This is a genomic window from Bacterioplanes sp. CLAM21, from assembly GCF_059641015.1.
In genome coordinates this window covers 324,838-344,885 of record NZ_CM184929.1, presented here as the reverse complement: position 1 = coordinate 344,885, position 20,048 = coordinate 324,838, and the positions used below count along the sequence as shown (strand labels likewise).

General features: G+C 52.4%; 17 protein-coding genes. 7 read left to right on the top strand and 10 right to left on the bottom strand.

Translation table 11 applies throughout. The features are described 5' to 3' along the window. Positions 1-92: 92 nt before the first annotated feature. From yidC to rpmH, 4 genes are read right to left on the bottom strand one after another with little or no spacing between them, the layout of a single operon-like run. Positions 93-1,787, bottom strand: coding sequence for a membrane protein insertase YidC (gene yidC / locus AC55FS_RS01575; protein ID WP_496934311.1), 1,695 nt, complete (start codon positions 1,785-1,787; stop codon positions 93-95). Between the two features lie 2 nt (positions 1,788-1,789). After that, the gene (gene yidD, locus AC55FS_RS01570) at positions 1,790-2,080 is read right to left on the bottom strand and encodes a membrane protein insertion efficiency factor YidD (protein WP_496934310.1); all 291 of its coding nucleotides are present in this window, start codon (positions 2,078-2,080) and stop codon (positions 1,790-1,792) included. After that, positions 2,028-2,432 carry a ribonuclease P protein component gene (gene rnpA, locus AC55FS_RS01565; protein ID WP_496934309.1) on the bottom strand — a complete coding sequence of 135 codons (405 nt, stop codon included), beginning with the start codon at positions 2,430-2,432 and terminating at the stop codon, positions 2,028-2,030. Before rnpA ends, yidD begins: the two co-directional genes overlap by 53 nt. Positions 2,433-2,455: 23 nt before the next feature. Beyond that, a complete protein-coding gene (gene rpmH / locus AC55FS_RS01560) occupies positions 2,456-2,590 on the bottom strand; it encodes a 50S ribosomal protein L34 (protein WP_094059166.1) in 135 nt (44 codons plus the stop codon). A 637-nt stretch (positions 2,591-3,227) separates the two neighbouring features. Between rpmH and dnaA the strand changes: the two genes are divergently transcribed. From dnaA to gyrB, 4 genes are read left to right on the top strand one after another with little or no spacing between them, the layout of a single operon-like run. Continuing rightward, entirely contained in the window at positions 3,228-4,733 is a 1,506-nt protein-coding gene (gene dnaA / locus AC55FS_RS01555) for a chromosomal replication initiator protein DnaA (RefSeq protein WP_496934308.1), read from the top strand. Positions 4,734-4,748: 15 nt separating this feature from the next. After that, positions 4,749-5,858 carry a DNA polymerase III subunit beta gene (gene dnaN / locus AC55FS_RS01550; RefSeq protein ID WP_496934307.1) on the top strand — a complete coding sequence of 370 codons (1,110 nt, stop codon included), beginning with the start codon at positions 4,749-4,751 and terminating at the stop codon, positions 5,856-5,858. Between the two features lie 15 nt (positions 5,859-5,873). Next, positions 5,874-6,989, top strand: a complete 1,116-nt coding sequence (recF, locus tag AC55FS_RS01545) for a DNA replication/repair protein RecF (RefSeq protein ID WP_496934306.1) — start codon at positions 5,874-5,876, stop codon at positions 6,987-6,989. Positions 6,990-7,045: 56 nt separating this feature from the next. Next, complete coding sequence (gyrB, locus tag AC55FS_RS01540) at positions 7,046-9,463, top strand: DNA topoisomerase (ATP-hydrolyzing) subunit B (RefSeq protein ID WP_496934305.1); 2,418 nt, start codon at positions 7,046-7,048, stop codon at positions 9,461-9,463. 71 nt (positions 9,464-9,534) lie between these two features. Here gyrB and AC55FS_RS01535 read toward each other — a convergent pair whose 3' ends face one another. After that, positions 9,535-9,921, bottom strand: a complete 387-nt coding sequence (locus AC55FS_RS01535; RefSeq protein ID WP_496934304.1) for a RidA family protein — start codon at positions 9,919-9,921, stop codon at positions 9,535-9,537. A gap of 261 nt (positions 9,922-10,182) precedes the next feature. Between AC55FS_RS01535 and rhtB the strand changes: the two genes are divergently transcribed. Further along, positions 10,183-10,806 (top strand): homoserine/homoserine lactone efflux protein, encoded by a 624-nt coding sequence (gene rhtB, locus AC55FS_RS01530; RefSeq protein WP_496934303.1) that lies wholly within the window; start codon positions 10,183-10,185, stop codon positions 10,804-10,806. Between the two features lie 18 nt (positions 10,807-10,824). Here the strand turns inward: rhtB and AC55FS_RS01525 are convergent, their stop codons facing one another. Further along, the gene (locus tag AC55FS_RS01525) at positions 10,825-12,399 is read right to left on the bottom strand and encodes a hypothetical protein (protein ID WP_496934302.1); all 1,575 of its coding nucleotides are present in this window, start codon (positions 12,397-12,399) and stop codon (positions 10,825-10,827) included. 225 nt (positions 12,400-12,624) lie between these two features. Here AC55FS_RS01525 and AC55FS_RS01520 point away from each other — a divergent pair, with 225 nt between their 5' ends. Together AC55FS_RS01520 and AC55FS_RS01515 are read left to right on the top strand one after the other, a co-directional pair. Then, positions 12,625-13,947, top strand: coding sequence for a Na+/H+ antiporter family protein (locus tag AC55FS_RS01520; RefSeq protein ID WP_496934301.1), 1,323 nt, complete (start codon positions 12,625-12,627; stop codon positions 13,945-13,947). 75 nt (positions 13,948-14,022) lie between these two features. Further along, complete coding sequence (locus AC55FS_RS01515) at positions 14,023-14,862, top strand: AraC family transcriptional regulator (RefSeq protein ID WP_496934300.1); 840 nt, start codon at positions 14,023-14,025, stop codon at positions 14,860-14,862. Between the two features lie 236 nt (positions 14,863-15,098). On the opposite strand, the gene AC55FS_RS01510 is transcribed toward AC55FS_RS01515, so the two are convergent. The 4 genes from AC55FS_RS01510 to glyQ form a co-directional block, all read right to left on the bottom strand. Then, positions 15,099-15,923 carry a lysophospholipid acyltransferase family protein gene (locus AC55FS_RS01510; RefSeq protein WP_496934299.1) on the bottom strand — a complete coding sequence of 275 codons (825 nt, stop codon included), beginning with the start codon at positions 15,921-15,923 and terminating at the stop codon, positions 15,099-15,101. 88 nt (positions 15,924-16,011) lie between these two features. Continuing rightward, positions 16,012-16,581: a D-glycero-beta-D-manno-heptose 1,7-bisphosphate 7-phosphatase gene (gmhB, locus tag AC55FS_RS01505; protein ID WP_496934298.1), complete on the bottom strand. Its 570-nt coding sequence runs from the start codon at positions 16,579-16,581 to the stop codon at positions 16,012-16,014. A 239-nt stretch (positions 16,582-16,820) separates the two neighbouring features. Next, entirely contained in the window at positions 16,821-18,902 is a 2,082-nt protein-coding gene (gene glyS, locus AC55FS_RS01500) for a glycine--tRNA ligase subunit beta (protein ID WP_496934297.1), read from the bottom strand. Next, a complete protein-coding gene (gene glyQ / locus AC55FS_RS01495) occupies positions 18,902-19,882 on the bottom strand; it encodes a glycine--tRNA ligase subunit alpha (protein WP_094059181.1) in 981 nt (326 codons plus the stop codon). Before glyQ ends, glyS begins: the two co-directional genes overlap by 1 nt. Positions 19,883-20,048 lie beyond the last annotated feature (166 nt).

Here is a 20,048-nt window from a genome sequence, read left to right as displayed (position 1 = left end):
GTGCGGTCCAGAGTTGGAAAAGGTACGGAAACGCGTGATTGTACCTTAGCCCGCAAAAGAGGGCAGGCCCTGCGAATGCAGGGCCTGTTTCATCAGGATTGTTTTTCGATCTGGCGAGTAATGTAGTACTGCTGAGCAATCGACAGGATGTTGTTCACTACCCAGTACAGGACCAGTCCGGCCGGGAACCAGAGGAAGAACACGGTAAAGATGATGGGCATAAACTGCATAACCCGTGCTTGCATCGGGTCCGCGGGTGCTGGGTTGAGCTTCATTTGAATAAACATCGAAGCACCCATGATCAGCGGCAGGATGAAGAAAGGGTCTTTGATCGACATGTCTTCAATCCACAGGAAGAAAGGCGCCTGACGCAATTCAACCGACTCCATCAATACCCAATACAGGGCGATAAACACCGGCATCTGAATCAGGATTGGCAAACAACCACCAAGTGGATTGATCTTTTCATCGCGGTACAGCTTCATCATTTCCTGACCCAGCTTTTCACGATTATCGGCGTAACGCTCTTTCAGCTCCTGCATCTTCGGCGCAACTTTGCGCATGTTGGCCATGGAGCGATAGCTCATCGCCGATGGCTTAAAGAACAGTATCTTAATCAAAATGGTCAAAATGATGATGGCCACACCCCAGTTGCCAACACCGCCACCGAAGTCGATATCAAACCAACCAAACACGCTGATTTCACCGGATTGAATAAAGTTGAGCACAGCAAACAAGGGTTGCGCGATAAACCACAGCCAGCCGTAGTCGATGGTCAGATCCAGGTATTCGGCGATATCACCCAAGTGTTTTTGGTTTTTAGGACCTATGTATAGCTTGGCGCCCACGGTTGCTGTGTCACCAGCTGCCACCTGAGTAGCCTGGCTGTAAAAACCAAACAGGTAGTTACCAGAGCTGTAACGGCCATTGTAGGTGTGAGGCTGGTCTTGGTCTGGGATCCAGGCCGACAAGAAGTAGTGCTGCAACATGGCCGCCCAGCCGCCATTCACGACCTCTTTGTAAGGGCCGTCTTCCAGATCGTCAAACGACACCTTTTCGTATTTGTTTTCCTCGGTGGTCAGCGCCGCGCCCAAATAGGACTGCATGCCCATTTGGTTGCCTTGTGATGGATCACCAGAACCGTCACGCTTTAACTGAGCGTAAAACACACCCTGCCACGGCTGATCGGAAATATTGTTGATGCGATAGCTAACATCGACCAGGTACTCACCACGGACAAAGGTGAAGATCTTTTCTACTTCGACTTTGTCATTGCGGTGGGTCAGCACCACTTGCAGTGACTGCTGATCGTCACTTAATTGATATTCGGTTTGCTCGCTGGCAAACAGTGCTTTGCCTTGGCTGTCGATGCCATCACGACCTAATAAACCGCTTTGGGCAACATAAGTCCGGCGCTCATTGCGCTCCAACAGCACAAAAGGCACATCTTTTTGCTCAATGGAAGCGGGATAGGCGGGCAGCAATACTTCAACCACCTCACCACCCAGAGGATCAATGGTCAGGTCGAGTACGTCAGTTTTTACTTCAATCAGCTGTCCTGAAGCCTGCTGAGCTGGTTCAGCAGTAGCGGCACTGGTTTCTACCGCTGGCGCATCGCTATCAGCGCTTTGAGCTGTACTCGTGAGAGGAGCATCTTGCATCGACGGCGTGGCCGCAATCGGCTGGCTGTCCTGGGGCTGGCTGGCATAATCGTCGTTCCAGGCCAGGATCAGCATGTACGTACAAATGGCCAAGCCAATAAGAATAATCGAGCGGCGGATATCCATGATTAGGGTTTCCGTTGACTACAGTTGGATGAATGGGAATCGGGTACCGGATCGTATCCATGGCGGCCCCACGGATGACAGCGCAACAAGCGCCGAACGGTCAAATAGCTGCCACGCCAGGCGCCATGGCTCTGAATGGCTTCAATGCCGTATTCAGAACAGGTCGGATAATAGCGACAGCGGCTAGGAATCAGTGGACTGATGGCGATCCGATAAAAGCGGATGAGCGACAGCAAACACTTAGCGCCCAGACTTGGGTCGCTGTTTGCGTTGACCTGGAGCTCGTTTTCCATGGGTTGGACGCTTCAATCGGAACCAAAGGGCGTCAATCATCTCACGAATCTGCTGGTTGTCTAGTGCTACCAATCCCCCTCGGGCCAGTACCACTAAGTCTAGCGACGGCAGGTCATGCTGATGCAGACGAAACGATTCTCTAACAAGCCGACGAACGCGATTGCGAGCGACAGCATGTTTGATTTGTTTCTTTGCCAACACAAAACCAATGCGAGGGTGCCCGCATTCGTTAGCACTGGCCAATACCAACAGGTGAGCAGTGCTGCCGCGTAATTCAGTGTGATCAAAGACCCGCTTGAACTCTGCTGGTTTCAACAACCGAGAGTGACGGGGAAATCCGTTATCAAGCATCGATCAGCGGCAGCGAAGCAGTATTAAGCAGACAGTACGTGACGGCCTTTGGCGCGACGACGAGCCAATACCTGACGGCCGTTTTTGGTTGCCATACGAGCACGGAAGCCGTGAGTACGCTTACGCTTCAGAACGCTTGGTTGAAAGGTACGTTTCATAACAAAGTCACTCGGTTAAGAGAATTAAGCCAAGACCCCAAGCACTATCTCGCGATAATCACCATGGGCCTGAAAATTAAGGCCGGCAATTGTATGAGAAAGGATCAATGAAGGCAATGACTGAATTTTGATCACAGTAGCATTTTGTGTCGCGCTTCTGCAGTGCTGTAGCCCAGTGAACTAAACCATCAAGCCAGTGTTGCTTATTTTGCCATGGTGACGAAGTTATCCAATGTTCACATTTTTGAATAAGTGAATACATGAATGTCTTTTGAGAAAGAGAGTAGAAGTTCGTTATTTCTATTCTTAAGTAGGCTGATTTCTGTGAGTAACCATAAAAAACCTATATAAAACAATACCTTACAGAGATGATAACGCTGCTTATAAGGACTGAGTTAGCTGCGAATTGGTAGCGGAATAACCGTGGATGAAAGTGGCATTTGTACACAACGGTTTTTTTGCTGCTACTTTCGTCCACATTTGTTCAGTTGTTATTGTGTAGTCATCCACAGGGCAGTAGATATCTATGAGTGTTTTATCAACGCCGCTCGAATATGCTGTGGATAACCCAGAGGGCTTACAGTAGAATGGCGGGCTGTTTTGCGCATCGCCAATATCATCTGAATTTGAGGTAGCCGTGACCGCTTTGTGGCAAGAGTGTTTGGGTCAGCTGCAGCATGAGCTGCCGGCCCAGCAATACAACACCTGGATTCGTCCGCTGGTTGCTAGCGCTGACGATGGCCAGTTTGTGCTCAGTGCACCGAATCGATTCGTTAAAGACTGGGTAAAAGACAAATACCTGCAACGCATTCAAGAGATACTGTCTGAGTTGAATGGTGGTCGTATTACCCACGTCGAATTGGCAGTCGGTGAATCTCAGCCTATGTTCCGCCCGCAAGTGAAGTCGCGTCCGACCTCGCCACCACCGCGCCCTGCGCCTCGTTCAAATAGCCAGGCTAACTATGGCTTTGCGGCCCCCAGAGGCAGCGCGCCGCCAATGCAAGGCGAGTTACTAGATGATGTGCCAGAGCCTGTGCCGCAAAGGACGGTGACTGCGTCCCATCGCCATGAACCTGTGCGTTCACGTGAGCGCAATGTACAGGTTGAAGGGGGATTGAAGCACCAGAGCTTTTTGAACGAAACCTTTACCTTCGATACCTTTGTGGAAGGCAAGAGCAACCAGTTAGCCCATGCAGCCGCGCGTCAGGTGGCAGAAAATGCCGGCGGATCGTACAACCCACTATTTATATATGGTGGCGTAGGTTTGGGTAAAACCCACTTGATGCATGCTGTGGGTAACTATCTGCAAAAGAAAAATGGCAATGCCAAGGTGCTGTATGTGCATTCCGAGCGTTTTGTTCAGGATATGGTCAAAGCACTGCAGCTAAATGCCATCAATGAGTTCAAGCGCTTTTATCGCGGCTTGGATGCGTTGCTGATTGACGATATTCAGTTTTTTGCCGGCAAAGAGCGCTCCCAAGAAGAGTTTTTCCACACCTTTAATGCCTTACTGGAAGGTGGTCAGCAGATGATTCTGACCTGTGATCGCTATCCAAAAGAAATTAATGGCCTGGAAGAGCGATTAAAAAGTCGCTTTGGCTGGGGTTTGACAGTTGCAGTGGAGCCACCGGAGTTAGAGACTCGGGTCGCCATTTTGATGAAGAAAGCCGAGCAAACCGGAGTTCATTTGCCCGATGATGCGGCCTTCTTTATCGCTCAAAAGATACGTTCGAACGTGCGTGAACTAGAAGGTGCGTTAAAGCGCGTGGTGGCCAACTCACACTTTACCGGCAGTGAAATCACCCTGCCGTTTATTAAAGAGTCGTTGAAAGACTTGTTGGCGCTGCAGGATAAGCAAGTCAGTGTGGATAATATTCAGCGTACCGTGGCTGAGTATTACAAAATTAAACTCTCTGATTTACTATCTAAGCGCCGTACCCGCTCGATTGCTCGGCCGCGACAAGTGGCCATGGCATTGAGCAAAGAGCTGACCAATCACAGCTTGCCAGAAATCGGTGATGCTTTTGGCGGTCGAGACCACACGACAGTGCTGCACGCATGTCGTAAAATTAAAGAATTGCAGGAATCCAGCGCAGATATTCGGGAAGATTACAAAAACCTGTTGCGCTCACTGACAACCTAGACAGAGTGGAGAACCATGAAATTCGTTATCTCTAGGGAAGCCCTTCTTCGGCCATTGCAGCTGGTGGCGGGTGTGGTGGAAAAACGCCAGACGCTACCAGTGCTGTCGAACGTGCTTCTGGAGGTCCAGGGTCAGCAATTATCGTTGACGGGTACAGACCTGGAAGTCGAGTTAGTCGGTCGGGTAACGCTGGATGAGGTTGGCCAGGAAGGTGAAATTACGGTACCGGCGAAAAAGCTGATGGATATTTGCCGTACCTTGCCTGATGGTGCACAAATCGAAGTTGAACAAGATGATCAGCGCGTCAATGTTCGCTCTGGTCGTTCTCGCTTTACCTTATCGACGTTGCCTGCGACTGAATTCCCGAATGTGGAAAACATTGTCGGCGAGCAGCTGTTCACCCTTGAGCAAGGCAAGCTGCGCCGCGTGATCGAGCAGGCTGGTTTTGCCATGGCGCAGCAAGATGTGCGTTATTACCTCAACGGCATGCTGTTTGAAGTGAGCGCTCGTCAGTTGCGCACGGTCGCGACGGATGGTCATCGTCTGGCGACGGCCTTCGTTGATATCACCGGCTTGGACACGACTCAGCAAATCATCGTGCCGCGTAAGGGCGTGCTGGAAATGGCTAAGTTAATGGCCGATCCAGAAGCCAGTGTCGAGGTGGCGCTGAGCAGTAATCACCTGCGTCTGACCACTGAGGCCTTCACCTTTACCTCTAAGCTGGTCGACGGCAAATTCCCTGACTATGGTCGTGCCTTCCCTAAAAACGGCACTAACGTAATGATGGCTAGCCGTCAGGAACTGCGTCAGGTATTGCAACGCACCGCTATTTTGTCGAATGAAAAGTATCGTGGCGTGCGTCTGGTATTGGGCCCAGATCTGTTGAGGGTTTTTGCTAATAACCCAGAGCAGGAAGAAGCCGAAGAAGCCATGGCGATTGAATATCAGGGCGACGAGCTGGAAATCGGCTTTAACGTGCTGTATCTGCAGGACGTGCTGTCCGCCATTGATGTCGAAAAAGTCAAAATTACTCTATCTGATGCGAGAACCAGTGCCGTGGTGGAAGCGAACGAAGAGTTCGAAGGTGGTGGCGCGACCTATCTGGTTATGCCGATCATCATGTAGGTTGACTGACGAATCATGCCTATTCGGCAACTCAATGTCAGTGGTGTGCGTAATCTGCAGCCACTGGCATTAGCCCCTCATCCTTGCATTAACTTTCTTTATGGCGACAACGGCTCAGGTAAGTCGAGTGTGTTAGAAGCCATTGCGCTAATGGCGTCTGGAAAGTCTTTCCGTACCAGCCAAATCAAACATGTACTGAATCACCAGCAGGAGCAAATCGAGCTATCGCTGGAGCTCGATGATGAGCATCTTGGCTCAGCTGAGCTGTACAGCTTGCGACTGAAAACCGGTGATCAGTTATTAAAGGTGAATGGCTCGGTATTAACCAGTCAGGCCGAAGCGGCACATTGGCTACCAGTTCAGGTGATTGAGCCCAATACCTTTCGACTATTGTCGGGTTCGCCAGAAGAACGTCGACAGTTTATCGACTGGGGTGTGTTCCACGTGGAACACAGCTTTATGGATCACTGGAAAACCTTCCGCAAGCAATTGAAGCAGCGCAATGCGGTACTAAAGCAAAAGGAACAGCACTGGCTTGAGGTATGGAACCCCGGTTTTATAGAAAGTGCCGAAGCAATCGATGGTCAGCGTCAGGCTTATCTGGATCGCTTTCGCCCCGAGTTTGAGGACATTCTGGCTAAGCTCGATAGCAGCATCGATGTACAGATTCAATACTACCGCGGCTGGGATAAGGATACCGACCTTGCAGACGTGCTGGAGCGTCAGCAAGAGCGTGATTTAACGGTTGGCTACAGCCAATCCGGGCCCCATAGGGCAGAGCTAAGAATCCGCACTGGAAAACTGCCAGCGGCTGAAATACTGTCGCGTGGTCAGCAGAAAACTGTGGTGGCTGCCCTTAAGATTGCCCAGGGCAGTTTGTTCCAAAAAGAGAGCCAAAGACGCACCATTTACCTGGTGGATGATCTGGCATCTGAGTTAGACGAAAAGCATCGTTTTGCTTTATGCAAACTGCTGGAAGACTTAAAATGTCAGGTCTTTATCACCAGCATCGATAAAGACAAGCTAACGGACATCTGGCGTCCAACGGCCAGCAAAGTGTTCCACGTGGAACATGGTGTGGTCATGGAGACAGACCTCGCCTCGTTACCGGCCAGCACAACTCACGAATGATCTTCCTTGATGCCAATCTGGGCATCAGGGATATTGCGATTTAAGAGGAACACCGAATGAGTGAGCAGAGTTACGACTCATCCAGTATTAAGGTCCTGAAAGGACTGGATGCCGTGCGCAAGCGCCCAGGCATGTACATTGGCGATACCGATGACGGCACTGGCCTGCACCACATGGTATTTGAGGTGGTCGATAACTCCATCGACGAGGCTCTGGCAGGCCATTGCGATACCGTCGACGTGGTCATTCACCCAGATAACTCAGTGTCCGTGTCGGACAATGGTCGTGGCATACCGACCGAGCTGCACCCCGAAGAGGGCGTATCTGCGGCAGAAGTTATTCTGACGGTACTGCACGCCGGCGGTAAGTTCGACGACAACTCCTATAAGGTGTCGGGTGGTTTGCACGGTGTGGGTGTTTCCGTGGTGAACGCCTTGTCTGAAAAGCTTAAGCTGACCATTCGCCGCGAGGGCAAGGTATTTGAGCAGGAATACACCCATGGGGTGCCAGACTACCCACTGAAAGAAGTCGGTAGCACCGATAGTACAGGCACTATGGTGACCTTCCTGCCATCGAAAGAGACCTTTACCAAAACCGAATTCTCTTACGATTACTTGGCTAAACGTCTGCGTGAGCTTTCGTTCCTGAACTCCGGTGTACGTATTCATCTGAAAGATGAGCGTGTTGCCGATAAAGAAGACGTGTTTGAGTTTGAAGGCGGTTTGAAGTCCTTTGTCGAATTCCTCAATGAAGGCAAAACGGCACTGAATGACGTCTTCCACTTCAACTCTGAGCGCGAAGATGGCATGTCGGTGGAAGTGGCAATGCAGTGGAACGACAGCTTCCAGGAAAACATTTTCTGCTACACCAATAATATTCCACAGCGCGATGGTGGCACCCATTTGGCGGGATTCCGTGCAGCGCTGACTCGTACGCTGAATTCTTACATTACCCAGGAAGGTCTGGATAAAAAGAACAAGGTGGCGACTACCGGCGATGATGCCCGTGAAGGTTTGACTGCGATTATCTCGGTGAAAGTGCCTGATCCTAAGTTCAGCTCTCAGACCAAAGATAAGCTGGTATCGTCTGAGGTGAAACCTGCCGTTGAGCAGGAAATGGGTCGTTTATTCCAGGAATACTTGCTGGAAAATCCACAAGCCGCAAAAGAGCTGGTGGGTAAGATGATCGATGCTGCCCGCGCTCGGGAAGCTGCCCGTAAAGCGCGTGAAATGACTCGCCGCAAGGGTGCACTGGACATCGCAGGTTTGCCAGGCAAATTGGCCGACTGCCAGGAAAAAGATCCGGCGTTATCTGAAATCTACCTGGTGGAGGGTGACTCGGCCGGTGGCTCTGCCAAACAAGGTCGCGATCGTCGTACCCAGGCGATCTTGCCGCTTAAAGGTAAGATTCTGAACGTCGAAAAAGCACGCTTCGACAAAATGCTGTCGTCGGCGGAAGTGGGCACTCTGATTACCGCATTGGGTTGTGGTATCGGGCGTGAGGAATTTAACCCAGATAAGCTGCGTTATCACAGCATCATTATCATGACGGATGCTGACGTCGATGGTGCGCATATCCGTACCTTGCTGTTGACCTTCTTCTTCCGTCAAATGCCAGAGATTATTGAGCGTGGCCATGTCTTTATTGCTCAGCCGCCGCTGTACAAGATCAAGCGTGGCAAACAAGAGCAGTACATCAAGGATGAAGAGGCGTTAGAAAGTTACCTAACACACGTTGCACTGGAAAAGTCGGCGCTGCACCCGAGCACCGAAGCCCCAGCTATTACCGATGAGGCTTTGTCTCAGCTGGTGGCCGATTATCGCGAGACTCAGGATGTGATTCGTCGTCGCGGTAACCTGGTGCCTGTGCATGTGTTGCATGAAATGCTGAGCCTGCCCCGTTTAACGGCGGACGATATGTTGGACGTCAACAAGGTTCGTAGCTGGACAGAAGCCCTGAATGAACGTCTGCCAGATGCTGGCCGCTCAGGTAGTATGTTCCACGTGGAACCTCAGCAAGATGCCGAACGTGGCTGTCACAATGTTCTGGTGAAGGTGGTTACCCATGGTATCGCCAAAGAACACGTGCTGGATCAGGAATTCTTTAAAGGCGACGGTTACAAGCGCATTGCTGATATGAGTGAGCGTTTGTCTGACCTGTTAGACGAGGGCGCGTATATTCAGCGTGGTGAACGTCGCCATGAAATAGAAGACTTCTGGGATGCAGTGCAGTGGTTGCTGCACGAAGCTCAGAAGGGCTTCAATATTCAGCGCTATAAAGGGTTGGGTGAGATGAACCCAGGTCAGCTTTGGGAAACCACCATGGATCCTGAAGCGCGCCGCATGCTGCGTGTGAGCATTGAAGACGCCATTGCGGCTGACAAAATGTTCAACACCCTAATGGGTGATGATGTGGAACCGCGTCGAGCCTTTATCGAAGCGAATGCACTCAATGTTGCTAACCTGGATTTCTAATCGGGTTGGTGATTTCTAGATAAAAAAGGGAGCCTTGGCTCCCTTTTTTATTAACTCTCGTTTGCCTTCGCTTAGCTCTGCTTCTCAGCCGCAATCACGCTGATTTCTACTAATAACTCTTCTCGCGCCATCGATGCTTCGACACAGGCGCGGGCAGGGGCATGGCCCTCTGGTACCCAGGCATCCCACACCGCATTCATGGCAGCAAAGTCGTCCATGGTTTTAACGTATATGGTGGCGGACAGCATATGCTCACGGTCACTGCCGGCTTCTAGCAGCAGTTCGTCCACCTTGTCGAGCATGGTTTGTGTTTGCTCGCTGATGTCTTGATTAGGCTGGCCTGTGGCTTCATTGCGCGTTACATCTTTGCCGACTTGTCCGCACAGATAAATCACACCATTATGCTTAACGATACGGCTCATACGGGCTTTGGTGTGCTGGCGAGTGATTTGGCTCATGCTGGGATTCCTTATAGCGATCGGATTAATCGCGGTATCATAACTCAGCGCTGTCGAAGCACTGAATAGCTCTGCGCTGTGATCGCCATAGGAGCCTGACTATGAGGCTTATTTGGTGTGATGGTTATGAACACGAGCTCGAGTGGCAAATCCAAAGTCTTCAGGCCACAGTGGGCACCCAGTTATTCAGCCGTTGTCTGATAGCAGCGCGAATAGGGTAAGCAGTTATCCATTTGTTCACTTCATAGATGAGGATATTCCATGGCACTCGAAACCTGGCTGGCTTTTTTGTTGGCATCGATACTGATTTCTATCTCTCCGGGTGCCGGAGCGGTGAATACCATGAGCAATGGTCTGCGTTTTGGCATCGGTGGCAGTATGCCTGCCATTATGGGCTTACAGTTGGGCTACCTTGCCCAAATTATTTTGGTCGGTATTGGCTTAGGCACTTTGTTAGCGACGTCACAGTGGGCTTTTGAACTGGTGAAGTGGCTAGGGGTCGCGTATCTGGTGTGGTTGGGCTACCAAAAGTGGACACAGCCTGTTCTGGAGTTAGATGCCAGCAGTACTCAGCAAAGCAACAAATCACAGCAGTTCTGGCAAGCGGCGTTGGTGAACCTGAGCAATCCCAAAGCTACTATCTTCCTGGTTGCCTTATTTCCTCAATTTGCCAACCCGAATGCAAGCAACCCGGTTGAGCAGTATATGGTGATGGGCAGCACGCTAGTGATGGTCGATATTATTGTGATGATCGGCTTTGCGGGCTTGGCCGCTCAACTCAAACGCTGGATGCACAGTGCTGCGCACCAGCGTTTGCAAAACCGCATTTTCGGCGGCTTGTTTATCAGTGCCGCCGGGGTGATGGCCAGCTACCACAGAGGTTAATCCGCAGTGGCTGGTTGGTTACCAGGCTAGTGTTTGGCTGTCGTTGCCTAGCAAATAATGAAAGTGCTTATCCTCTGGGGTGACCACTGCTCGAATGGGCTCAGCACCAAAATAGGGCAGTTCAAAGTTATGCTCCACACCACTGCTGACGGACCAGCAGCTGTGCCGAATTGGTAAACAGCCATACTGGCGTTCGAGCGTCGAGGTTTTTAAATCTAACGCCCGTCCAATTGGCGTCTCGCCGATCTGATCTGCTTGGGCGAAGATCGGCGCCTCAACCATATTCAACAGCTTTGCCGACCTAGGCGTTGTCCAATGCAGGGTCTGGCGGCGACTATCTGAAATGGCCAACGCTTGTTGATCAAACCCTTTCGCCAGTTGTTGCTGAGCAATGGTCCACAGCTTAAAGGCATTACTGTTATCGATGAGGGTCAGCCACTGTTGCGGTTCAAATGGCCCATCAATGGGCAGTGCCGTACGGTATAGGCTAACGAGGTGATGTTCATGGGCGACAATCGTTTGCACACTGCTGTCTAACGGCGTTGTCGCCAAGGGAAAGGGCAGACCGGGCAGCAGTACATTGATTGCATGCAAGTGGGCAGCGTTATTATCTGACGTGGCCAGATACCAGCGTTTATCTGCCGACACCTGACTGGCACTGTCCAGCAGGGACGTATCAGAGCCAATGCTAACGGTTTTCTCCAGTCGGTAGGACGACTGATCTCGTTTTAGTGGATATACGCCGATGGCACTGTGTAAGCCGCTATCGGTAGGGAACTGACCCGCCACTAATAAATAGCCTGGTTGCTCCACTACCATATTGCTGGGGCTATGGTAGGCAAACGGCTGGGGTAGCTCGGCATGGCCATGCAGGCTCAATTGCTGGTTTAACCAGTGATAGCGATATACACGATGACGTTCGCCATCGGATAACAATAGATGCAGACTATTTTCACCTGCACCCAGCTCTAATGTTGATAACCCTTGAGTATCGAGTATTAAACATTGCTCGCTGATCGCTTGAGCTTGCACGTCAACACTGAGCAAGTGCACTTTCACTCGCAGCGGCAGCGACTCATCACGATGGAACCAGGTGCATTGTGAATCATCCTCTTGCCCCACTTCAGTGTTATCACTGCGGCCGATAACCTCGGCACTGAGGGTGGCGATATGATTGCCTAGCTGCTGACTGGCAATCAGTTCACCTGGCACCTTGGCACTGGTTTGTGGATGTGGGTTAAGTGGATCGTCAATCGAGAACGCGGTAATGCGAGTAATAAATTGGGCTTTTTCACCGACTTTTTGCAGCCGGTTGGAATAGACCGAAACGATCTGCTGATCAGCGTGATACAGGTTGTGATCGCCAGAGTTAAAGCGCGTTAGCTCGAGGCGGTTAACTTCTTGGTAGTGCGCTCCCTGGCGTTTTTGTATTACCAGGTCAACTGGGATATTGCAGGCCAAGTCTGGACAGTTAGCCAGGCCTGGTTCATCCGCCAAGTAGAGGTAGTCGCCCACGCTAATGGCGCGATCGTTAGCAAAGCAGGAAAGTGTCAGTAATGCACAGGCACTGACAAGCCACGGGGTAAATTTCATAGTGAAATCCCTTTGTCTTGGTTATCAGTCCTTGCACGCTGACTGTAATTTTCACAAAGCGGCTTGCATAGGTGTTTTTGTTGTCTTTACCAAGGCTCTACAATTCAACTCAATTATCACAAGCCCATTCGCGCAACCATCACAGGCCCAGTGGCAAGCCTGATTGTGCTAATGTGCGCTCGCTATTAATCCGATGACTGTCGGACGCTTTTATGGAGAATAATTATGAACGCTGTCGTTGTCGCAGTGGTGTTGATGCTGGCTTTGAGTCTGGCGCGCATGCACGTGATGCTGGCTATGATCATTGCTGCCTTTGTCGGCGGTCTGGTGGGGGGGCTGGACATATCCGCCACCCTCGACGCTTTTAACAAAGGTATTGGTGGCGGAGCGGGCATTGCTCTGAGCTATGCCTTATTGGGTGCCTTTGCCGTCGCGATTTCAATGTCTGGCCTGCCACACCTATTGGCCGATAATATTTTGCGCCGTATGGGACGCGAAGCTGGCGGCCGCGACAGCCGCTATCTGAAGAACGCGCTGATGGCACTGTTGTTGGTCGCGGCGGTATCGTCACAGAACCTAATCCCCATTCACATTGCCTTTATTCCGATTTTGGTACCGCCACTACTGTTGGTGATGGCTAAGTTGCGGCTGGATCGGCGTCTGGTGGCCTGTGTTTTGACCTTTGGTTTAATCACGCCTTATATGTTTTTGCCAGTCGGCTTTGGCAACATTTATTTGCACGATATCTTGCTCGGTCGAGTGGCGGATGCAGGCCTCGACGTTGACGGCGTGTCCGTGGTCGGAGCCATGGCGATACCGGCAATGGGCATGCTGGCAGGTCTAGCGTTTGCGGCTGCCTTTACCTACCGCGCCAAGCGCGACTATGACGTGTCGTTAATCGAAGCCACCGAGCAGGTTGAGCGTGAATACAATGCTAAGTCGTTGTGGGTCGCGGGTGTCGCCATTGTGTTGGCCTTTGCCACTCAACTGTGGAGCGGTTCTATGGTGTTGGGTGCCATGGCCGGCTTTATGCTGTTCTCTGCCACTGGTGTGGTGCGCTGGAACGAGTCCGAAGGGGTGCTGGTCGACGGCATTAAGATGATGGCATCCATCGGCTTTATTATGATCGCCGCGGCGGGCTTTTCTGAGGTGCTCAAGACCACTGGCCACATCGATACCCTGGTGAACAGTGCTGCCAGCTGGTTGGGGGACGACAAAGCACTGACGGCGTTTTTATTGCTGTTAGTGGGCCTGTTGTTAACCATGGGCATTGGCTCATCGTTTTCCACTATTCCAATCATTGCTGCCATTTATGTGCCTTTGTGCATGCAGCTGGGCTTTAGCCCGATGGCGATTGTGGCGTTAATCGGCACGGCTGGTGCACTGGGCGATGCTGGTTCTCCGGCGTCGGATTCGACCTTAGGGCCAACGGCCGGTTTGAATGCCGACGGTCAGCACAATCATATGCGTGATACTGTGATTCCCACCTTTATGCACTTTAACCTGCCGTTATTGGCGGCGGGTTGGCTGGCGGCCATGGTGCTGTAAGCAATCGGCTAATCGCGATCAAGCCTTGCCAGTGGAAGGCGGCGATAATGCCGCTCTCAGACAGGGAGACACCCTATGGCTAGCTTGGTTGCCAGAGCCTTGGCTCTGCTGGAAGACGATCTTCAATCGCCGTGGCAGTTAGATGAATTAGCATCTCGCTGCCATTGCCATCCCACCCATCTGGTGCGCGCCTTTGCTCAGCGTACAGGCTATACGCCCATGGGCTATTTACGTGCTCGACGATTAACGCTGGCGGCTCAGCAGCTCTTGCATGGCGGTGATGCTTTACCGTTAGCATTGGCTCTGGGCTATCAGTCGCAGCAAGCGTTTAGTCGTGCCTTTAGGCGACAGTTTGGCATGAGCCTGACGCAGTTACGTGAAGCGGGCGAAATACCACCGTCGCGCTGTGTGACGGAGCTGCACCTGCCATCTACCGACGTACCAGCTATGCCCGTTGTGGAGCGTTGTGAATGGCCCAGGCTGCAGCTGGCAGGGGTGCAGTTAGCCTTATTGCCATCACAGCGCAGCGCCATCCCCGGCTTGTGGCAACGCCTTTATCGCTTACAGCCTGAAGCGGTCAACAAACCTGCGTTTGGTGTAGTCAGTGAGCGCTCACTAGACGGCTGTTTGAGCTACACCGCAGCCATTGCATGTCAGCAACCGCTGAGCAGTACAGCCTCCGACTGGCAGCAGTGGTCTTTGGCCGCCGGCAGCTATATGAGTTTCACTGGCATTAAATCGCCACAGCAGTTAGCGCCCTTGATGAGCTATATCTGGGACGTTTGGTTACAACAACAAGGACGAGATTGGCTAAACGAGCAAGCCATGACTTTGGCCGACCAGCCCTATTTCAGCCATATCGATGAACGCGGGCAGCTATCTGTGCATATCCCGCTGCAGGGCATCTCAGAATAATTCGGTGCCCGCTCTGGATCAGCAGAGGATTTCGGATCACGAAGTCGGTTTGCCGCTCTCAACAATTGTCGACACAGGGCTGGAGTTCTCTGGCGATCCCCGAAGGGCGCGGGCCACTGGCCTCCATAACGTCGTTGGTGAGGTTGAAAAGGACTAGCCATTTCCTGCCCCACTGCCTTGTTCTAAACGCTTGCTGCGCTCGTGCAGGGCTGTGCAGAATTATTCAGGACACTAGGTTAAAAGCGCTTGCCGCTGTTATCGGCGGCAATGTACTCACCGCTAAAGGGCTGGCTAGAAATGCGATCAACCTCGCTGTTGATCCAGTCTTCTACCTGCTGATTGAGCTCGGCAGTGGAAAGCCCGTCACTTTCGATTGGCTTGCTGATTACCACATGTATGGTGCCAGTCCGTTTTACCCAATGATGATTGGGCCAGTATTCACCTGAGTTGTGTGCTACGGCGATAACGGGCGCGGCGGTTTTGGTGGCCAGCATGGCGCCGCCTTTGGAAAAGGTTTTGCGTTTGCCGGGCTCAACCCGAGTGCCTTCTGGAAAGACCAGTACATGAATGCCGGCACGCAAACGTTCGCCGCCTTGCTGCACCACTTGTTTGAGAGAGTTGGCTTTTTTACTGCGGTCGATAAAAATCGGCCGAATTAGGTTGAGTGCCCAGCCAAACACCGGCAAATACAGCAGCTCTTTTTTTACCACCTGTACATGAGGCGCCAGAATGATGGGCAGAAAAAAGGTTTCCCAGGTGCTTTGGTGTTTGCTCAATAGTACATAGCCACGACCATCTTGCGGAATGTTCTCACTGCCTTCGACCTGCCAACGCAGCCCGGCAACGTACCAGGCGCACCACATCACCAGCCGACAGTAGATGCCCATAATAAAAAAGTTGCGGGTTTTAAGCGGCAGAAAAGCACCAATGACAAAGCTGGGCAACGCCCACAGCAGAGTGATCAACGTTAGCAGCAGGTAAAATACCAGCGAGCGCAAGGCATCGAGCGCGCTGGCAGCAGGGGCCGTTACACTGGCGTTGAGGCCGCTATCTGATCTCATGAGTCCTCCGGGTGGTGCGTATAATCCAATCAGGATTTATACCACTTCCCATGCCGCTGGCCGTTGCCAGGGCAGCTAAAGACTCTTTCTAAACGCTTGTTTGATGGTTCAAATACCAATCGACAAAGGCGGCAAGATCATCAAATACGGGGCTGTCGGCAATGCTGGCATCGTTTGCCAACTTTTCTTCGCTCTGTGAGCCTTTGCCGGTGCGGACCAGTGCCGTATGGCAACCGGCGCTGTGGCCGGCCTGCAAATCGCGCAGAGAGTCGCCGATCATCCAGGCGTTATCGATATCTGCCTGGGATAGTTTTAGTGCTGCGCGGATTTGCTCAATTAACCCTGGCAAGGGTTTGCGGCAATCACAGTGATCGTCTGGGCCATGGGGGCACCAGGCAATATGGGCAAAATGACCGCCATACTGGGTGGCCAAGTGGCACATTTTTTCATGCATGGCATCCAAATCGACCAGGCCGAAATAACCACGCGCCAGACCCGACTGATTGGTTGCTACCGCTACTGTGACGCCAGCATCACACAAGCGACCGACGGCTTCAGCGCTGCCGGCGATGGCGATCCACTCGTCGACAGACTTTACGTAAGCATCGGAGTCTTGATTCAGTACGCCGTCGCGGTCGAGAATAATCAGCCGGGTCATGGGGTCTCCTGTTAAAAACTGCTTCTGTACAGCGGTTCTTTATTGCTTTCGAACGAGCGATTCACAGGCTTCTGATCCTTGTATTACAAGAGAACAAAAACATGGGGAAAGTCTGGCAGAGCAGGCGAATCACGATGGGTGACGTGGTTGTCATCATCACCATTAACAGAGTGTGCTTTGTCACTGAGGCCTTTATCGTAAGAAACTCCCCCGCGAGGCGGGGGAGTAAAGACAGTCAGTTAGCCCTGGTTTAACAGGGCGATATCAGCGATGGCAATAAACAAACCTTGCAGCTGCTTAAGCAGTGCCAAGCGGTTGTTTTTGACCGCGTCATCATCGGCCATCACCATCACGTTATCAAAAAAGGCATCAACCACATTGCGCAGACCCGCCAGTTCGGCAAGCGCCGGCTGATAGTCACCAGCGGCAATCATAGGTGTGACGACATCACGTTTAGCCGCCACTTGCTCAGCTAACGCTTGTTCGGCTGCTTCGTTAAGCAGCGCTGTGTTGACTTCAGCGATCACCGCATCACTGCAGTTTTTAGCCAGAATGTTAGAAACTCGCTTGTTGGCGGCGGCCAGAGCTTGTGCCGATTCCAGCTGATAAAAGCTGTGTACGGCCTTAACACGACGATCGATATCCAGCGGCTTAGTCACGCCTAACGCGCGTACAGCCATAAAGACTTCGGCCGGAATATTGGCGTCTTGATACCAGGCGCTAAAGCGATCCAGCAAGTACTCGGTTAGTGTGGCTTTAGTCTCGGCTTTTAGCTCGGCAGACCACTGGTTATCGATGGCCCAATCGAGCAGCTCGCTTAAGTCCAGGTCGATGTTTTTTTCCACCAGAATACGTAGCACACCCAAAGACGCTCGGCGCAGCGCAAAGGGGTCCTTAGAGCCGGTCGGCAGCTGGCCGATGCCAAACAAGCCAACCAAAGAGTCCAGTCGATCAGCCAACGCAATGGCGGTACCGGTGGCCGTGGCCGGTAGCTCGTCGCCAGCAAAGGCAGGCATATATTGCTCAACCATGGCCGCGCAGACATCGGCAGGCTCACCATCGTGCTCGGCGTAGTATTTACCGGCCAGGCCTTGTAGGTCGGTAAACTCAAACACCATTTGCGACACTAAGTCGTTTTTGCACAGCTGAGCGGCGCGTGCGACCAAGCTGGTATCGGCTTGCATCGCCGTGGCAATTTTTTGCCCCAAGTTAGATATACGACGGGCTTTATCGGCGATGGTACCGAGCTGGTTGACCCAAACGACGTTTTCTAACTTATCAAAACGGCTGGCCAGGCTTTGCTTGCGGTCGGTATTCCAGAAGAACTTGGCGTCGGCCAGGCGAGGGCGAATCACCTTTTCGTTACCGGAAATCACTTGCTGCGGGTCTTTCGACTCGATATTGGCCACGGTAATAAAGTGGTTTAGCAGCTGACCGTCTTTCATTACATGAAAGTACTTTTGGTGCTCTTTCATCGACGACACCAAAGCTTCGGCTGGCACCGTCAGGAATTCTTCATCAAAGCTGCCGGCCAAGGCCACGGGCCACTCATTGAGGGCGGTGACTTCTTCCAGCAAATCATCTTCAATAACGGCTTCGCCGCCCAGCTTTTCGCCGGCGGCTTTTACTTGCTCGGCGATCAAGGCAGAACGCTCAGCAAAATTGGCCATCACATAGGACTGGCGCAGTGTGCTTTCATAGGCCTCAGGTGAGCTAATCACAACATCACCAGGGGCATGGAAACGGTGGCCACGTGAGGTATTGCCAGATTTCAGCTCGAGCATGTCAGCGTCGACCACCTTATCGCCAAACAGCATTAGCAGCCATTGCGCCGGGCGCACAAACTCAACCCGGGTCGCGCCCCAGCGCATGCGCTTAGGAATCGGTAATTTCTCCAGGCTGTGCTGGACGATCTCGGGCAGCAGCTCAACGGTGTTTTTGCCGGCGATGGTGCGTTTGATCATCAGCTTGCCAGCGTTTTTGCCTTCAGATTCTGGCGCTTCCACCAGCGCTGAGGCATCAATGCCAGCGCGTGAGGCAAAACCTAACGCGGCTTTGGTCAGATTGCCGTCGGCGTCGTATGCGATTTTGGCTGGCGGACCAAACAGGGTTTCTTCCTGATCGGCTTGTTTAGCGGCCAGATCAGCAATGCGCACGGCCATGCGACGCGGAGCGGCAAATACTTCAACCTTGCCAACTTCCAGCTTGGCGTCAGTGAGGCCCGCGACGATGCCATCGGCAAAGGCTTGCGCCAGTCCTTTCAGCGCCATCGGTGGCAGTTCTTCAGTTCCCAGTTCGACTAAAAAGCTGTTATGGCTCATTACTTTTTCTCCTGGGTCTGAGCATCTTTATCTTTGGCGGCCTGCCATTTGGCCAACACTTCCTGGCGAATGGATTCTTCAGCCAGCGGGAAGCCTTTTTCTGCACGACTGTCGTAGTAGGCGTGGGCAACGGCGCGCGCCATGGTACGGACACGCAGGATATAACCCTGACGCTCGGTGACTGAGATAGCGCCACGGGCATCGAGCATATTGAAGGTGTGTGAGGCTTTCAGTGTTTGCTCATAGGCCGGCAGCGGCAGACCCGCGTCGATTAAACGCAGGCAGTCTTTTTCATACTGGTTAAAGGCCTGGAACAGGAAATCGACATCGGCGTGCTCGAAGTTGTACTCCGATTGTTCGACTTCGTTTTGGTGGAACACATCGCCATAGGTCACGGCTTTGCCATCTGGACCGTAGGTCCACACCAGATCGTATACGCTGTCTACTTCTTGCAGATACATGGCGATACGCTCCAGACCATAGGTGATTTCACCGGTCACGGGGTAACACTCAAGGCCACCGGCTTGTTGGAAGTAGGTGAACTGAGTCACCTCCATGCCGTTGAGCCATACTTCCCAGCCCAAGCCCCAGGCGCCCAGGGTGGGGCTTTCCCAGTTGTCTTCGACAAAACGAATATCGTGCACCAGCGGATCAATACCCAAGGCTTTCAGCGAGTCGAGGTACTTTTCTTGAATATCGAGCGGCGATGGCTTCATTACCACCTGAAACTGATAGTAGTGCTGTAGGCGATTTGGGTTCTCGCCGTAGCGACCGTCGGTAGGACGGCGACTGGGCTGCACATAGGCCGAGTTCCAGGTCTCTGGGCCTACCGCACGCAAAAAGGTATGCACGTGGAAAGTGCCGGCACCGACTTCCAGATCGAGAGGTTGATTGATAACACAGCCCTGATCGGACCAGAACTCCTGCAGGGCCGCGATCAGACCCTGAAAGGTTTTAATATCGTGGCGGCTTTGACTCACAACGGTTCACCTTGGCTTGGCGCCTGCGCGCGCATGGAAAATAAAGGGCCGGATTATAGCAGCGGTGGGGCGGGATAACAGCCCGCCGGAAGCGGGCTGTTACGTGGCTCAGGATTCGTCTGCGCAGCAAGTGACGCTACCGACCGGGCAGCGGTTCACCATGGGC

Coding starts and splice junctions, on each gene's coding strand:
- AC55FS_RS01520 (WP_496934301.1), top strand. CDS start 12,625: ATGAACGCTGTCGTTGTCGCAGTGGTGTTGATGCTGGCTTTGAGTCTG.
- dnaN (WP_496934307.1), top strand. CDS start 4,749: ATGAAATTCGTTATCTCTAGGGAAGCCCTTCTTCGGCCATTGCAGCTG.
- gmhB (WP_496934298.1), bottom strand. CDS start 16,581: ATGACCCGGCTGATTATTCTCGACCGCGACGGCGTACTGAATCAAGAC.
- rpmH (WP_094059166.1), bottom strand. CDS start 2,590: ATGAAACGTACCTTTCAACCAAGCGTTCTGAAGCGTAAGCGTACTCAC.
- AC55FS_RS01510 (WP_496934299.1), bottom strand. CDS start 15,923: ATGAGATCAGATAGCGGCCTCAACGCCAGTGTAACGGCCCCTGCTGCC.
- AC55FS_RS01515 (WP_496934300.1), top strand. CDS start 14,023: ATGGCTAGCTTGGTTGCCAGAGCCTTGGCTCTGCTGGAAGACGATCTT.
- AC55FS_RS01525 (WP_496934302.1), bottom strand. CDS start 12,399: ATGAAATTTACCCCGTGGCTTGTCAGTGCCTGTGCATTACTGACACTT.
- rhtB (WP_496934303.1), top strand. CDS start 10,183: ATGGCACTCGAAACCTGGCTGGCTTTTTTGTTGGCATCGATACTGATT.
- rnpA (WP_496934309.1), bottom strand. CDS start 2,432: ATGCTTGATAACGGATTTCCCCGTCACTCTCGGTTGTTGAAACCAGCA.
- yidC (WP_496934311.1), bottom strand. CDS start 1,787: ATGGATATCCGCCGCTCGATTATTCTTATTGGCTTGGCCATTTGTACG.
- yidD (WP_496934310.1), bottom strand. CDS start 2,080: ATGGAAAACGAGCTCCAGGTCAACGCAAACAGCGACCCAAGTCTGGGC.
- glyS (WP_496934297.1), bottom strand. CDS start 18,902: ATGAGCCATAACAGCTTTTTAGTCGAACTGGGAACTGAAGAACTGCCA.
- recF (WP_496934306.1), top strand. CDS start 5,874: ATGCCTATTCGGCAACTCAATGTCAGTGGTGTGCGTAATCTGCAGCCA.
- gyrB (WP_496934305.1), top strand. CDS start 7,046: ATGAGTGAGCAGAGTTACGACTCATCCAGTATTAAGGTCCTGAAAGGA.
- AC55FS_RS01535 (WP_496934304.1), bottom strand. CDS start 9,921: ATGAGCCAAATCACTCGCCAGCACACCAAAGCCCGTATGAGCCGTATC.